At 53.6% G+C, this 15360-nt stretch carries 12 protein-coding genes; 2 read left to right on the forward strand and 10 right to left on the reverse strand.

Going from position 1 to position 15360, the window contains the following annotated elements; translation table 11 throughout:
- Window positions 1-50: 50 nt before the first annotated feature.
- Genes M1D70_RS29650 through M1D70_RS29660 form a run of 3 tightly spaced genes read right to left on the reverse strand, consistent with a single transcriptional unit; the run spans window position 51 to window position 3620 of the window.
- Window positions 51-1160, reverse strand: coding sequence for a Ger(x)C family spore germination protein (locus M1D70_RS29650; protein ID WP_009590384.1), 1110 nt, complete (start codon window positions 1158-1160; stop codon window positions 51-53).
- Window positions 1157-2266, reverse strand: a complete 1110-nt coding sequence (locus M1D70_RS29655; protein ID WP_009590395.1) for a GerAB/ArcD/ProY family transporter — start codon at window positions 2264-2266, stop codon at window positions 1157-1159. The genes M1D70_RS29650 and M1D70_RS29655 overlap by 4 nt, the downstream gene beginning before the upstream one ends.
- The gene (locus M1D70_RS29660; protein WP_456288637.1) at window positions 2259-3620 is read right to left on the reverse strand and encodes a spore germination protein; all 1362 of its coding nucleotides are present in this window, start codon (window positions 3618-3620) and stop codon (window positions 2259-2261) included. The genes M1D70_RS29655 and M1D70_RS29660 overlap by 8 nt, the downstream gene beginning before the upstream one ends.
- Before the next feature lie 213 nt (window positions 3621-3833).
- On the opposite strand from M1D70_RS29660, the gene M1D70_RS29665 reads away from it, so the two are divergent.
- Window positions 3834-5387 carry an FAD-dependent oxidoreductase gene (locus M1D70_RS29665; RefSeq protein ID WP_456288639.1) on the forward strand — a complete coding sequence of 518 codons (1554 nt, stop codon included), beginning with the start codon at window positions 3834-3836 and terminating at the stop codon, window positions 5385-5387.
- A 206-nt stretch (window positions 5388-5593) separates the two neighbouring features.
- On the opposite strand, the gene M1D70_RS29670 is transcribed toward M1D70_RS29665, so the two are convergent.
- Window positions 5594-6046, reverse strand: a complete 453-nt coding sequence (locus M1D70_RS29670) for a hypothetical protein (protein ID WP_036671362.1) — start codon at window positions 6044-6046, stop codon at window positions 5594-5596.
- A gap of 57 nt (window positions 6047-6103) precedes the next feature.
- Here M1D70_RS29670 and M1D70_RS29675 point away from each other — a divergent pair, with 57 nt between their 5' ends.
- The gene (locus M1D70_RS29675; RefSeq protein WP_456288640.1) at window positions 6104-6286 is read left to right on the forward strand and encodes a hypothetical protein; all 183 of its coding nucleotides are present in this window, start codon (window positions 6104-6106) and stop codon (window positions 6284-6286) included.
- A gap of 14 nt (window positions 6287-6300) precedes the next feature.
- Here M1D70_RS29675 and M1D70_RS29680 read toward each other — a convergent pair whose 3' ends face one another.
- The 6 genes from M1D70_RS29680 to pdaA all read right to left on the reverse strand — a co-directional run bounded on the left by M1D70_RS29680 (window position 6301) and on the right by pdaA (window position 15344).
- Window positions 6301-8175 (reverse strand): ABC transporter ATP-binding protein, encoded by a 1875-nt coding sequence (locus M1D70_RS29680; protein ID WP_456288641.1) that lies wholly within the window; start codon window positions 8173-8175, stop codon window positions 6301-6303.
- Window positions 8172-9899 carry an ABC transporter ATP-binding protein gene (locus M1D70_RS29685; RefSeq protein ID WP_036671365.1) on the reverse strand — a complete coding sequence of 576 codons (1728 nt, stop codon included), beginning with the start codon at window positions 9897-9899 and terminating at the stop codon, window positions 8172-8174. Before M1D70_RS29685 ends, M1D70_RS29680 begins: the two co-directional genes overlap by 4 nt.
- Before the next feature lie 11 nt (window positions 9900-9910).
- Entirely contained in the window at window positions 9911-10471 is a 561-nt protein-coding gene (locus M1D70_RS29690; RefSeq protein WP_456288642.1) for a MarR family winged helix-turn-helix transcriptional regulator, read from the reverse strand.
- Window positions 10472-10593: 122 nt separating this feature from the next.
- Complete coding sequence (rsgA, locus tag M1D70_RS29695; RefSeq protein WP_456288643.1) at window positions 10594-11691, reverse strand: ribosome small subunit-dependent GTPase A; 1098 nt, start codon at window positions 11689-11691, stop codon at window positions 10594-10596.
- A gap of 420 nt (window positions 11692-12111) precedes the next feature.
- The gene (locus tag M1D70_RS29700; RefSeq protein WP_009590366.1) at window positions 12112-14400 is read right to left on the reverse strand and encodes an ATP-dependent DNA helicase; all 2289 of its coding nucleotides are present in this window, start codon (window positions 14398-14400) and stop codon (window positions 12112-12114) included.
- Between the two features lie 149 nt (window positions 14401-14549).
- The gene (gene pdaA, locus M1D70_RS29705) at window positions 14550-15344 is read right to left on the reverse strand and encodes a delta-lactam-biosynthetic de-N-acetylase (RefSeq protein ID WP_009590388.1); all 795 of its coding nucleotides are present in this window, start codon (window positions 15342-15344) and stop codon (window positions 14550-14552) included.
- Between the last annotated feature and the right edge of the window lie 16 nt (window positions 15345-15360).

Genomic DNA, 15360 nt, shown 5'->3' on the forward strand with positions numbered 1-15360 from the left:
GCTTATCCTTATTGTAACATCTTCCTGTACGATAAACAGATATCCCCCGCCTAGCGTTTGTAGCCGGTAGACTTTATTTTTACCTTGACCGATACATTAAATTTGGCATGCGGATAAATGGCAGCCCACTCCTCCATCTCCGTCCGGTTGTTCCAATGCGTGCCGCCATACCGGAGGCCGAAACCCAGCGGATCCAGTCCTGTTTTTTGAATTTTTTCCAGAACGCTTTTGACCGCTTGGGATAATTCCTTGCCGAATTGCGCTTCGATGTTGTCCAGATCCCTCGGATCCAGCTGCGCGGGATCCTCTTTCTCCTCCAATATCGCCGTGATCCTTATCTTATAATCAATCGTTTCTTCCCCCCGTTTATCCGTTACGATCTTGTATCTGGCCCGGGTTCTGTCCGTGTTCACTTCAAGCAGCTTGCCGCCAATCTTCGTTCCGAAATTCGTGCTTAAATTCCGGAGGTCCAGCAGATTATACAGCCTGGTTTCATCCCGGGTCAGGATGTACTTCACTTTGTTCTTGTCCATCAAGGCTACCTTATCGATATTCAGAACGTCGTCCTCAGTCGTTTCCACGACGGGCATAACCGGGTCCTCCCCCTCCTCCATCATTCGGCGGCTCAGATCGAAGGAATAGGTCTTCGTGATGAAAGGGGATTCGGTGCCATCCTCGCTGAGTGCCAGAAATATGGCGTTCCCGGCGATCCGCTCCGTAGGGGGTTCCGCTTTCAATACGGCTTCTGCGGTAGGTACGGCAACAGCCGGATACATGAGCAGCTGCATGTCCCGTCTCCGAACGGTCCAGTCCTGGATTTTGCTGATATCTGTCCGCGCGAAAGCCTCGCCGTACATCACACCCTTGCAATGTCCGAAGTCAAGCTCCTTATCCACCTTGGATTTGACCTCCCGGATCGCCTCCGCAATACTTGTTGATTCCTGCGTAATGAGCAGGGACTTTTTGTCCCCGGTCTTCGGATCACCCGAAGGAATGGCGATTTTGAAGCTAAAACGGTGCATCCCGGGATTTTTCTCCGAGACATCGATGCCTATGGATACTACGAATAGCCTGAGATCGATATCCCGAAATTCGCAGCCCGACAGAAACAAAAAAGAGCAGCACATGATACAGAGCAGCCCTCGTTTCAGGCCATTCATGCTCTCTTCCTCCTTTTCTTCCATACCGCATAGATTAACATGGCAATAAGCAGGAACTCGCCCCCAAACCGGACATCCAGGAATACGATCGCCATATCGTTCAATATGTATTGATTCACAATTAACGACGTTCCGAAGGTGATAAGGGAAAAGAGCAACAGGACCCACCATTCGATTTTTCGCTTTTTATCTATCGATTTGCCCTGATCCCCCGTTAAACCGAAGCCCCCCAGGATCAATTCCTTCCCGACATGCCAGTGTATGATGGAATTCACGAGGGAAAGGCACATATAGGCCACGTAGAAGACGTAAATCATCCGTTCAACGATGAAATAACGAATCCGGAGTGCGTCTATCGTCGAAAAGGCCGGATACACGTGTCCTCCGGCTCCTGCGGCTCCCAATATCCCGATGGGCGCGAACATCGAAACGAGAAGGGTCAGGATGCTGACTACCACGATCGCCCAAATATGGCGGACTCGGAATCGGTGAAAGATCCGGTTGAATACCACCATGTTCACGTACCCCGTAAAAATATAGGTTGCTGCCGCAACCGTCCCGTAATTGGGTAAATTCCAGGCATAGGTAATGATCTGCCTCACGGCATCCCAGCTGAAATACGGATTGCTGAAGACGCGCCATGACATATAAGCAATCAGGGGAACGGTGATGTACAAAATCATCTCCAACCCATAAAGAATCGACTCGGAATCGAGCCTGGCGCTAAGCGCCACAACCACCAGAAAGCCCATCAGAACGATATAGGGAGACACGTCCGGACTGATGTAACGGTTGGTAATATCCACGAAGCTGGTCAAGGTAATGACGCTGGAGAAATACCACGCAAGTCCGTATAACACAAGCAGGATGCCGGATATCCCTTTCGGCATCACCGATTGGAAAATCTCCGGCAGCCCTTGTCCCGGAAATTTCTGAATCAGTTTGATGAAGCCGAACATAATCAGGGTCCCGATCGGGATGGATACGAGGATCGACATCATCGCACCGTCAAAGCGATCCGTAATCAAGATGCGGGGGACATAATTAATCAGGTTGATGGTTGCGTTGAGCAGGAAGAGGTAATAAAAATATTTGTTTCTAACCACTTCGCTGGTCCCCTTTCTTGTTCCGATCCACGGCAAACATCTTCAAGTAAGGTTTGCCGAAGGACCGTAGGCTCGTGAGGTACATGATCATGGCCACCACACCCAGCACGATGCCAACCAAGCCGAAGAAGGTCGCAAGCACGATGAACAGATACTTCGTAACGCGGATGCCGGAGCTCATCATCGTGATCGGGATGACGAAGTTGGTAATGGCAACCGCGGACACCAGAATGATCATGATGTTGCTGACCAGTCCGGCCTCCGTAGCGGCGGTTCCCAGAATGAGACCCCCGACCGTGGTTGCTGTCTGGCCAATCGCTTTGGGCAGCCGAACGCTGGCCTCCGTCAGAAATTCCATCGCGAGCAGCATAAAGATCACTTCGAAGAAGGACGGGTACGGTACCGTGGCCCGGCTTCCTGCAATGAGAAGCGTAACTTGCATCCTCAATATTTCCGGGTTATACGAAGTGAATGCCACGTACAGACTTGGCATCAGCACGGTTACAAACAAGGCGATATACCGAACTGCCTTGAGAAACCAGCCGATCGGAGGAAGCTGGATTTTATCGTCCATCGCGGTAAAGAAATCATTGAATATGGCCGGCAGCAGAAGGGCATACCCCGTTGAATCCATCAACACGGCGATCTTTCCCTGCGATATATTCAGGACAGTCCGGTCTGGGCGTTCGGTCAGCATCAGCGTCGGGTACAGCCGAAATTTGGGGTGCATCGTGTGTCTCTCGATTTCGGATGCCGACTGCACAATATCCGCTTTGAGCTCGGACAGTCGCTTTTTAAGCTCCTGCAGCACCGTTTCTTCGACTTTGAGCGCATCGTACATAATGATGATCCGGGTCTGCGATATTTTGCCGACGGTCATGAATTCCGTCTTCAAGTCGGTGGTTTGGTATCGATGGCGAACCAGGTTCAGGTTCACCTCGATATTCTCCGTAAACGAATCATCGGGTCCCTGGATGACGTTCTCCGTACTGGCGGGTTGGATAAAACTGGCATTAACCAAGACGGCGTCAAAAAGAAGCACGGTGTCCCGTATGAATATGGCAACGCAGCCCCTCAGTATATTGCGGAGCAATTCCTGTTCATCTTTCGGCTCCATGCTCGATGGAAAGGAGCGGATGAATTGCTCGTATAAGTCCAAGGAATTCAGCTCATAAAAGCGATTAATCAAATTATCGTTGATCATGACAGGATCGCACATGCTCTTTAAATAGACCAGCAGCGCGTGCTCAGCCTCGTTCTTCAGCTCGCGCTGCTCGATATCACCGATGCGGTTAAGCTGCTCCTTCAGGCAGTTCTTGGCTTGGTCCGCGTTCAAATACTGTTCGCTGGTCATGATACCGTCCCCCCATTTTCTTATATTTCCGAGAACTCCCTCTTGTCTCCCTAGGTTCTGCACAAATGTCCCAAAATATTTACATTCCTCCAGAAAACTTCGAAGAGCATCATTCCGAGCAGCATAGTTTCTAATCATTCCCATGTGGTAATAATGAAGAACAAGAGACTGAGTTTATGGGGGATACCCATAGTAACCAAGGAGGAATCGTGAATGAACCCATCCAATTCATCGCATCAGGAACTGCCGCAATTTCCGGAGTCGCTGTGGGTAGCGACAACCGAACTGCCTACCTTTTCCCGCTTGGCCGAAGATATTGAGACGGATGTGGCCGTAGTCGGGGCCGGTATAACCGGCATCACGACCGCTTATCTGCTAGCCAAGGCAGGCAAAGATGTCGTGCTGATCGAGGCAGGGCAAATCCTGAACGGGACCACCGGCCATACAACAGCCAAGGTCACGGCCCAGCATGGGCTGATTTATCATGAATTCCTGAATCATTTCGGGGATGAGAAGACAAGGCTCTATTACGAAGGGAATCGGGAAGCGATTGAATTCATTAGGGACATTGTTGGCGGAGACGAGGAGAAGTTTGGGCTAAAGCTGGAGGATGCCTATATTTACGCTCAAACGGAAGACAAATACCTCTCCAAGCTGGAGGACGAAATCAAAGCCTACGAGAAGCTCGGCATCCCGGGAGAATGGCAGGAAAGCCTTCCTCTGCCTATGTCCGTCCGTGGAGCGATCAAGATGCCGGGGCAATATCAGTTCCATCCCCTGCAATACCTTAAGCATCTGACGGAACAATTTCTGAAGCTTGGTGGACGAATCTATGAGAATACGACCATGGATGAAAAAGTCGAAACCGACGGACCGATCACACTGCTCACCAAACGGGGCGGCCACCGGATTACTTGCAACCACGCCGTATCCGCGTCTCATTTTCCGTTCTATGACGGGAAAGGGCTGTTCTTCACGCGGCTGCATGTGGAACGTTCCTATGCGGTTGCCGTCAAACCCGAAACCGCTTATCCCGGCGGGATGTTCCTGAGCGTGGATCAGCCGACCCGTTCCCTGCGGTCAGCTACCTATAACGGCGAGGAGTTGGTTATCGTCGGCGGCGAGAACCATCCGACGGGACGCAGCATCTGCACCCATCAGCATTACGAAAACCTGGAGCTTTTTTCAGGAAATCTGCTGGGCGCCTCCGCCATTCCTTATCGCTGGTCGACCCAGGACCTGATCACCCTGGACAACATGCCTTATATCGGGCCGATCACGTCCAATCAGGACCGGATCTTTGTCGCGACAGGCTTCCGGAAATGGGGGATGACAACGGGAACATTGGCCGCGAAGATCATTTGCGATCAAATACTGGAGAAGGATAACCGTTATGCCGACGTCTTTAGCCCGTCCCGCTTCAAGGCAGACCCGAGCATCAAAACGTTCGTCGCGCAAAATGCCATGGTTGCGAAGGATTTCGTTGCCGGCAAGTTCGAAATGGCCCACGCCGACATAACCGAGCTGAAGCCAGGCGAAGGCGCCGTCGTCCGCCATAACGGGCAGCGTGCCGGGGCCTACAAGGATGATCAAGGAAACCTCTATCTTGTGGATACCACCTGTACCCATCTCGGCTGCGAGGTGGAATGGAACGAGGGCGAACGCTCATGGGATTGCCCTTGCCACGGATCACGCTTCCGCCATAACGGCGAGGTGCTGGAAGGACCGGCTATTGAGCCGTTGAAGCAATTGGACCCGGAGAGCTGATCCCGGCCCACCGATCCTTAAGAGGACCCCAAACCAAAAAGAAGTGAAGCCACCGGGCTTCACTTCTTTTTATACATCACCTGCGATATTAGCAGCACCTGCGAGATTCGGACGGCTAATCTCTAAAGATTTATTCCTTCATTCAAAAAGGCACCCTGACGGGTGCCTGTGTCTTGATATGGCGAAGATGATCTTTGCACGCCAGCCTAAGCGATTTCCGGCGCCAGCTCCTCGCGGTATGCCGCAAGCGACTGATCCACGATGACCTGTATGAAATCGGGATCGATATCCTGGATCCAAGGCATGGCGTTATTCCAAGCATTTTCCTCGATTTGAAGCGCGAGCTGCCTCTGATCCCATTCATCCACCGTTCGATCCATCCGGTCGCACAGCTCCGTCAGGGTCATGTCCATTGAATGGCCCAGCTCATGTGCGAATACCACCGTAAAATAGGCATGGAACGGCTCAAGCGTGCCAAACAGCTGCAAGCACTGCTGGCGTATGACTTCGGTATACATCGTCACGCTGTGCGAATGCATCACATATTTTCCGCCGATTAACCGGCCCCCTGGAAAATACGCCTCCATCTCCACGGTGACACTGCTGCCCGACCGACGTAGAAGCTCTTGCGTAATTCGGTTCAGTTCGGACTTATTCAATAATGATCATGGCTCCCTTTAAAGATATAAACATAAACATCATTATAAAAGAACCATATGAAATTGCAATATCAAATATGCCTGCCGGCTTACTCCGAGCCTGTCAAAAACCTTAAGCGGCGCGGCTTGACGGATACGGCCGCAGGCGTCTCCATATATATCTCCCCGTCCGTGTCGGCCTTCATGGGCCCATCCGTTATCAGCTTGATCGAAGCAATCGAAGAGGTCTTCTTGTCATAGCTTTCCTTGCCTCGTTATCCGGCTTCATGCTGTTCGCTGAATTGGCTGTTATACAGGTCCGCGTAGAAGCCGCCTTGGGACAGCAGCTCTTCATGGGTTCCCTGCTCGATGATGCTGCCCTTGTTCATGACCAGAATCAGGTCCGCATCCCGGATCGTGGACAACCGATGCGCGATGACAAAGCTGGTCCGGTCCTTCATCAGCTCATTCATCGCTTTCTGAATATAAAGCTCCGTCCGCGTATCCACGCTGCTGGTGGCTTCATCAAGGATGAGAATCGACGGGTTGGCGAGAATGGCCCGCGCAATCGTCAGAAGCTGTTTCTGCCCTTGCGATATATTAGAGGCTTCCTCGTTCAGAACGGTATCATAGCCCTCCGGCAGCGTCCGGATGAAATGATCCGCGTGGGCCGCTTCCGCCGCCCGGATGATCTCTTGTTCTGTGGCGCCTTCCCTTCCGTATCCGATATTATCCCGGATCGTCCCGTTAAAGAGCCAGGTATCCTGCAGCACCATCCCGAACAGGCTGCGCAGTTCACTGCGCCGAAGAGCCGTAATATCCGTGCCGTCTATCGTAATCTTGCCCTGATTCAGCTCATAGAACCGCATCAGCAGATTGATGAGCGTGGTCTTCCCTGCACCGGTCGGACCGACGATGGCGACCGTTTGCCCGTGCTTCACGTCTACATTCATATCTTCGATGAGAAGCTGGTCCGCTTTATAGCCGAAGCTCACATGCTCGAAAGACACATCGCCAAGCGGCTTCTTGAGCGCCGCCGGAGCTGTATGCTCTGACACTTCCTCTTCCTCATCCAGCACTTCAAATACGCGCTCTGCCGATGCGATGGTGGATTGAATGACGTTCGCGATATTCGCAAGCTGGGTAATCGGCTGCGTGAATTGGCGCGAATATTGGATGAATGCCTGAATGTCCCCGATCTCAATCGCTCTGCGGGTAACCAACACCCCGCCGACGACACTGACAATCACATAACCGATATTTCCGACAAAACCCATCAGTGGCATAATGGTACCCGATATAAATTGGGCTCTCCAACCGGCATCGTAGAGTTTGTCGTTGACCTCATCAAATTGCTCCATGGACTGTCGTTCCCGGCCAAAGGCCTTCACCACTTTATGACCCGTGTACATTTCTTCCACATGTCCGTTCAGCTCACCCAAATGCTTCTGCTGAGCCACAAAATGCTTCTGCGAGCGCTTGGCGACCATAATGGTCACCACCACGCTGAGCGGCAGGGTCAGGATGACCACCAACGTCAGCAGCGGGCTGATCGTGAGCATCATGATGATGACGCCGACCAGCGTCACCACGGAAGTAATCATCTGGGTCAAGCTCTGCTGAAGCGTGCCGCTGATATTGTCCATATCGTTGGTCACCCGGCTCAGCGTTTCCCCATGCGTGCGGGCGTCGAAATATTTCAGCGGCAATCGGCCGAGTTTGTTGTACACGTCCTTGCGCAAATCATAGACGGTGCGCTGGGCCACGCCGGCCATGACATACTGCTGGATGTACGCAAACAGCGAGCTTAAGAGATATAGTCCTGCTAGCCAGAGCATAATCGTCCGAATGGCGTCAAAATCGATTCCGGCACCCGGCACGCCTTGCATCTTAGCCATGAAGCCTTTGAACAGGATCGTGGTGGCATCCCCCAATATTTTCGGGCTCACGATGCTGAATATCGTACTGAGGATAGCTGCGATCAAGACGATCAGCAGCTTGCCGGTATGCGGCTTGAGATATCGCGTTAACCGGCGAAACGTGCCTTTGAAGTCCTTGGCTTTCTCCCCTGCCATCCCGGGCCCGTGCGGGCCGCCGCCAAAGGGACCGCCCGGTCCCCGGGGATGTCCTCCCCGTTTCTTCTCACTCATGCGATCTCCTCCTCTGACAGCTGCGAGGTGACGATTTCGCGGTAAACATCGCTGGAAGCCATGAGCTCCTCATGCGTGCCGATACCGGCAATGCGTCCCTCGTCCAGCACGATAATCCGATCGGCGTCCATGACGGTGCTGACCCGCTGAGCGACGATCAGAACGGTGGCGTCCGTCGTTTCCTCGCGAAGCGCTGCGCGAAGATTGGCGTCCGTCTTGAAATCCAGCGCCGAGAAGCTGTCGTCAAACACATAAATCTCGGGTCTGCGAACCAATGCCCTTGCAATCGAGAGCCGCTGCTTCTGGCCGCCGGATACGTTGCTGCCGCCCTGCGAAATCTCGGCATCGTAACCGCCTTCCATGGAGGAGATAAAGTCGGCGGCCTGGGCAACCTTCGCTGCATGCCGGATCTCCTCGTCCGTTGCATCCTCTTTGCCGTAGCGGATATTCTCCGCGATGGTGCCAGTGAAGAGCAGCGCCTTCTGCGGCACGAATCCGATCCGGTTCCGCAGATCCTCCTGCATCATGTCGCGGATATCGGTACCGTTGACGAGAATCCGTCCCGACGTCACATCATAGAAACGCGGGATCAGGCTGATCAGGGTGGATTTGCCCGAGCCGGTTCCGCCGATGATCGCCGTAACTTCACCCGGCCCGGCATGGAAGGAGATATCGGATATGGCAGGCTCCTCCGCGCCAGGGTAATAGAAGGTCACATCCTGAAATTCGATCGATCCCTGCAACACGCCGGCATCGCGCGGCTGTTTCGGATCATGGATCTCGGGTATCATGTTTAATACTTCATTGATCCGGACCGCCGATGCCTGCGCACGCGGAATCATGACAAACATGACGGATAGCATGATCAGCGAGAACATGATCATCATCGCGTATTGGAGAAACGCCATGAGGTCGCCGACCTTCATATGTTCGGCGTCTATGCGGTGGGCTCCGAACCAGACGATCGCCAGCGTGGCAAAGTTCATGACCAGCATCATGACCGGCATCATCGCCCCCATGATTTTATTGACTTTGATCGAAGTGGCCGTCAGGTCCTCGTTCGCATCGTTAAAGCGGACCGTTTCATGGTCCATCCGGTTAAAGGAGCGAATGACCCGGATTCCGGTCAGATTCTCCCGCAGCACGCGGCTCAGCGTATCGATCTTCACCTGGATCGCTTTGAAGAGCGGTATGCCTTTTTTGGCGATGAGGAAAATAGCGAGTGCCAGAATCGGCAGGACAACCAACAGCACCGTCGTCAGTCCGGGATCTCTCGACACGGCCATTACGATGCCCCCGATACACATCATCGGCGCAATCGCCATCATGCGAAGGATCATGATCGTAACCTGCTGCACCTGCGTAATGTCGTTTGTCGTACGGGTAATCAGCGAGGCCGTTCCGATCTTGTCGAACTCCTGCAGCGTGAAATTCTCGACATGGGAGAATACGCGCCCGCGAAGAATCTTCCCGAATCCGGTAGCCGATTTGGATGCGAGATAACTCGCGGCTATTGAGCAAATCATGCCCCCCGCCGCAACCAGCAGCATAAAGCCGCCCACGCGCCAAATATAAGGGACGTCTCCCTTCACGATGCCGATATCCACGATGTCCGCCATCAAGGTAGGCAAGTACAGATCAGACAGACACTGGAAAAACGTGAACAGCAGGACCAAAATGACCGCTGTCCGGTACGGTTTCATATAGTGAAACAGCTTTAACAAATCCCCCACCCCTACTCGTTGTCAAAAGTCGTTTCGTTCGATATGCGTTTTTGTTCATGAAAATGATATACCTTCGTCAGCAGCTCCGTCAGTTTGACGCTGTCCTCTTCCCCGAGGAAATCCACCAGCTCGTTAAAGCTGTTCTTGACGTTCTGATAGGTTTGCTGGACAACGCGGTTCCCTTCCTCCGTCAGCTGCACTCGGACCGCTCGCCGATCCTGGGCATCCATCACCCGCTCCACCAGCCCCTTGCTCTCCAGTGCATTAATGAATTGCGTGATCGTCGGCGACGTAACATTCATCATGCTGCTGATTTCGGACACTTTCATGCCGGGACCAGCAGGCTCGATATGATGTTTAAGTCCCATCAGAACGCGAATCTCACCTGGTGTATACCCTGAAATCAAGTGCTGATCCCACTCCTGCTTGTGGAACATGCGTATGCTGTACAAGAGCCTGCCGGCGACGCTGTCCTCCCGCCTGCCGCCCTTCATGCATGGTCCTTCCCGCGAATGTTGGTCCTCGTTGCCTTTCATTTCTTTATGTAAATCTGGATGTTGATCCTCTGCCATGGTCCACCTCTTTTCGGCAACAGCTCGAATAAATAGATAGATTGCCTATTTATTTGGTTACCTAACTATATACCCGGAAGATGACCGAAGTCAAATCGACTCCGGCCTTCCCTTAGCCTCCATTATTCATCATCGTACAGCTGCTGCTGATATACCCCTTTGCGGCCTCGGTCGTTCTTGCGGGACGACTTGCCCGAGCTCTTGTTTTGACGGCGGGTGCTTACCCTCTCTTTGCGGGCGATATGGGCCAGCTCCCGCTCCGTCTTCTTATAGTTTGCATATCGCTTTGCATCCAGCGTTCCATCCTGCAGCGCTTCCCGGACCGCACAGCCGGCCTCCGTTTCATGCCGGCAATCATGGAACCGGCACTGCTGCGCCAGCGCGGAAATATCCGCGAAGGTCGCCTCGAACCCTTCCTCCGAATCCCACAGCTGCAGCTCCCGCATGCCCGGCGTATCCACCATGATCGCGCCTCCCGGCAGCACGAACAGCTCCCGGTGCGTCGTGGTGTGCCGTCCTCTTGCGTCCTCCTCGCGTATCCCTTGAACCCGCTGCATCTCCTGGCCGGACAGCCAGTTCAGCAGCGTCGATTTGCCGGCACCGGAGGTACCCGTAATGGCAACCGTTTTCCCTTGCACCAGATACTCCCCAAGCTGCTCCTTTCCTTGATCCATCAAAGAGCTTACCGCATGGACCGGCACGCCTGGAGCAACAGCCTCTACCTCCGCGACGTACGCTTCCGGCGATTCGCATAGGTCCGCCTTGGTGAGCAGCACGACCGGTGCGGCTCCGCTCTCCCAGACCGCAATCAGATAGCGTTCAATCCGGCGAACATTAAAATCCTTGTTGAGCGCGTTAATGATAAACACGGTATCCATGTTGGCCGCAATGATCTGCTCATCCGGCACGCTTCCTGCTTCCCTGCGCGTGACGGCGGATTGACGGGGCAGCAGATGATGAATGACGGCACGGGATTCGCCCTGCAGCGGCTCCACCATGACCCAATCGCCGACTGCGGGAAAGTCGCTTTTGCTGCCCGCTTCGTATTCATACTTGCCTGTGACAATGGCCGTCTGCTCACCCTCTTGGGTGATAATGCGATACTGCTTCGAGAATTGGGCCGTAATGCGGGCCGGCACCAGCGCCTTGTCCTGCTTCGGGATCTGAGCGGCCATCAAACGCCAATGTTCATTCCATCCATAGGCTTGCAACGTTGTCATGTCTTGTTTAGTCAAATTCGTGATATCCCCTTATCGTTGTTGGATTGGTTGTTAACAAATGATCAAACATAAAAAAACCGCAGATTTGTATCCGCGGCTGATCTGAAACTATGCAGGAAGAAGGCATCGATCCTCGGCAGCCAAACCGCCAAAGATCATACCGAAGCCTTGCATAGACACAAAAAACCCGCAGGATACCAAGCACGGTCTCCTGCGGGTTCTTAGGTACGGAGGTGAAGACATGATAAACCAAATGCCTTACACCCCGGGTACCATTAGAATTTCCCGTCCAAAGAGACCAACGTCAATGCGACCCATCCACTATGCATCATAACCATTTGACATCAGCCTCCTTCAGCTTAATTAGTATATCCGTATTATAGGATTCGTATTTCCAGGTGTCAACATCCCATGAAAAAATTAGATGCGCCTGTAATGCCTCCACTCCTCCGGCAGCAGCATCCCGTACTGTCGATTCAGGAAGCGGTCATCAACGAGCGTCAGCGTCCCGCTGTCCTGCTCCGATCGGATCAAGCGTCCTCCGGCCTGCAGCACTTTGTTCATGCCGGGGTACACGTAGGCATAATCGTATCCCCTCTTGCCGGTACGTTCAAAATAATCCTTGATGATATCATTCTCGAAGGAAAGCTGCGGCAATCCTACACCGATGACCACCACGCTCGAAAGCCGTTCTCCCTTCAAATCGATGCCTTCGGAGAAAATACCGCCCATCACGGCAAATCCGATCAGCGGATCTTCCGCATCCGCCTGGAATGCATTCAGGAACGCCTCCCGCTCCTCCTCGCTCATTCCATGCCCTTGGAGCAAGGTACGGGCTTCCGGGTTCATTCTGGCAAACGCCTCATGAATATCCTGCATGTAGGGATAGGACGGCAGAAAGATCAAGGTATTCACCGGTTTTTCCTGAACCAGTGCACTCAGCATCCGGACGATGGCTTCGCTATTGCGCTCCCGATCCTTGAATCTCGTCGATAACGGCAAGATCCGAACATCCAATTGCTCAGAGGAGAAGGGCGAGGGAATCGAGAGGCTGTAATCCTCTTCCTCGGCTCCGAGCATGTCGCGGTAATATCCAAGCGGCATGAGTGTTGCCGAGAAGAATACGCTGGAACGGTAGTTTTTTCCCGCTTGCTGAAGCAAATAAGAGGGGTCCAGGCAGAACAGCTTGAGAAACACCTCGCTTCCGCTCATCTCCGCATACGTGACAAAGCGGTCGTCATACAGCTTGGAGATGCGCAGATACCCCTGCACGGCAAAATAGCATTCCAAAAGCGCATCGGCCTCATCCCCGCTCTTGCCGGTCATCAGTTCGGCCTCTGCCTGGAGCGAGAAATCCTCCAGCAGCTCGACCATCATCTCCGGCTGCTGAGACCCGACGATTCGCTCTTCCTCCTCGCTGACCTTGCGCAGCACCTTAAAGCGGTTATTCACCCGCTTCGCCGTGTTGTAAAGCCCGGGATTGCTCTCTTTGTACGCCCTTTGCAGCTCCAAGAACGCGGACTTATTCAGCTCGGCCGAGAACATCCCCCTTGCCCGGTCGACCAGGTTGTGCGCCTCGTCAATGAGCAGCACGCTGCGCTTCTTCACGTCCTCCGGCATCCGCTTGAAGGAGACGCGCGGGTCGAATACGTAGTTGTAATCGCAGATGACGGCATCGGCGGCGTACGCGGCATCCAGCGAGAATTCAAACGGGCACACCGTATGCTTGCGGGCATACGCTTCGACGACCGGCCTCGTGATCAACGTTTCATTCGAGAGCAAATCCAGTATGGCGTCATTAATCCGGTCATAGTAGCCCTCCGAGAACGCGCAGCCCATCTGGCTGCAGCCTTCCGCTTCGCTGAAACAGATCTTGTCCTTCGCCGTCAGCGTGACCGTGTGCATGCAGAGCCCTTGACGCTCCATGCGCGCCATGGCTTCCTCCGCGGTGGTACGGGTAATCGTCTTGGCCGTCAGGTAAAAAATCCGGGACAACAGGCCCTCGCCGATCGCTTTGACCGAAGGAAACAGCGTGGATATGGTTTTGCCGATGCCCGTAGGGGCTTTGGCAAACAATCTTCGTCCTTCCCCGATGCTTTTATACACGGCTCCGGCCAGCTTTCGCTGTCCCTCGCGGTAGGCGGGAAACGGAAACTTCAGTTCACGGATGCTCCGGTCCCTCCGCTCGCCATGCTCCCGCAGCAGGTTGGCATAAGGCGCGTAGGCCGCCACAACCTCGAGCACAAAGGATTCCAGCTGAGCGAAGCTCCATTCCTGCACGAACTGCTTCCGCTCTCCGCTCGGGACCTGGAAGTAGGTCAGTCTCACGGCCATCGTCGGAATCTCATGCAACCTCGCGTACATATAGGCATACATTTTGGCCTGTGCCCAATGAACCGGGTACGTGTGCTCCGTAATCTCGCCCAAATCGCCGGAGGTCGACTTGATCTCGTCAATCATGATCCGCCCTTCCTCTTGAATCAGACCGTCGCAGCGGCCTTCCACCACAAACAGCAGATCCTCGTAAGGAATCTCCGCTTCAAGCTGAACTTCCTTCTGATCATTCTCGCCATAGTCGCGCTGTACCTGTTGATGCGCACGGGTCCCCTCGGTCAGGGATGTCGCCGTGCGAAAACCCGAGGTAATGCTGCCGCTGCGAAAGACGTATTCCACCAGCGGCCTGACGGATATTTGGATAGTATGAGGCATGATGGTCTCCTTCGTTCAAGTTCTATGAAGGGTATTATACCAAACATTCGTTCCGGAATGCGAAGCATCCGCGGGCATTCGATAACAAAAAAAACGTGCAGAAGGCATCCTGACAGGATGGCGTTCTGCACGCTGTATTCAACTCATGCTTACGGGGCTTTCTTCTGCATCTGATCCAAACTCTTGAACTCGTACCCCCGGTTCCTTGCTTCGTCAATGATCCGTCCCAGCGCCTCCGTGTTGTCCTTGGAGATGGAGTGCAGCAGGATGACGGCGCCGGGGTGAAGCTGCGCGGTCACTTTATCGTAAGCATACTGCGCGCCGCGCTGGGACTTTACGTCCCAATCCATATACGCGAGCGACCAGAAGACATTGGTGTACCCCAGCTGCTTGCTGGTCGCCAGGGACCGCTCATCGAAGATGCCGCGCGGCGTGCGCAAATATTTCATGTCCGGCTGGCCGGTGATGCGCATAACCTCCTTCTTCACCCGTTCCAGCTCCTCGGTCAGCTTCTCTGCCGAGATCGTGGTCACGTCCGGATGATTCCAGGAATGGTTGCCGATAATATGGCCTTCCGCCGTCATCCGTTTCAGCAGATCTTCCTGTGTCTTCACATAATGTCCGGTCACGAAAAAGGTGGCGGGCACCTTTTTCTCTTTAAGCGTATCCAGAATACGGGAGGTATACCCATTCTCGTATCCGTTATCAAAGGTAAGATAAAGCTCCTTCTGCTCGGCATCTCCCATGAAGATAGCATCGTATTTTTGCAGAAGCTCCTTGAAGCCCTCCTCGTTGATCGAGGGCAGCTGGCCGTTGACGCTTTTCTTAAATCCAAAGTGAAACGGACCGCTTCCGCCCGCCAAAGCCGCTCCGGTGATGGACAGCATTACCGCCAAGCTCACAAGAAGCATAAGGGCCGGCCGAAGGATACCACGTTTCTTCATATCCGTTCTCTCTCCT

This window comes from Paenibacillus sp. AK002 (assembly GCF_053903045.1).

What these genes read in the sequence shown, in the direction of transcription:
- M1D70_RS29690 (WP_456288642.1), bottom strand. Translation starts at nt 10,471, where the DNA reads ATGGCAGAGGATCAACATCCAGATTTACATAAAGAAATGAAAGGCAAC.
- M1D70_RS29660 (WP_456288637.1), bottom strand. Translation starts at nt 3,620, where the DNA reads ATGACCAGCGAACAGTATTTGAACGCGGACCAAGCCAAGAACTGCCTG.
- rsgA (WP_456288643.1), bottom strand. Translation starts at nt 11,691, where the DNA reads ATGACAACGTTGCAAGCCTATGGATGGAATGAACATTGGCGTTTGATG.
- M1D70_RS29675 (WP_456288640.1), top strand. Translation starts at nt 6,104, where the DNA reads ATGAAATTGCAATATCAAATATGCCTGCCGGCTTACTCCGAGCCTGTC.
- M1D70_RS29700 (WP_009590366.1), bottom strand. Translation starts at nt 14,400, where the DNA reads ATGCCTCATACTATCCAAATATCCGTCAGGCCGCTGGTGGAATACGTC.
- M1D70_RS29680 (WP_456288641.1), bottom strand. Translation starts at nt 8,175, where the DNA reads ATGAGTGAGAAGAAACGGGGAGGACATCCCCGGGGACCGGGCGGTCCC.
- M1D70_RS29650 (WP_009590384.1), bottom strand. Translation starts at nt 1,160, where the DNA reads ATGAATGGCCTGAAACGAGGGCTGCTCTGTATCATGTGCTGCTCTTTT.
- M1D70_RS29665 (WP_456288639.1), top strand. Translation starts at nt 3,834, where the DNA reads ATGAACCCATCCAATTCATCGCATCAGGAACTGCCGCAATTTCCGGAG.
- pdaA (WP_009590388.1), bottom strand. Translation starts at nt 15,344, where the DNA reads ATGAAGAAACGTGGTATCCTTCGGCCGGCCCTTATGCTTCTTGTGAGC.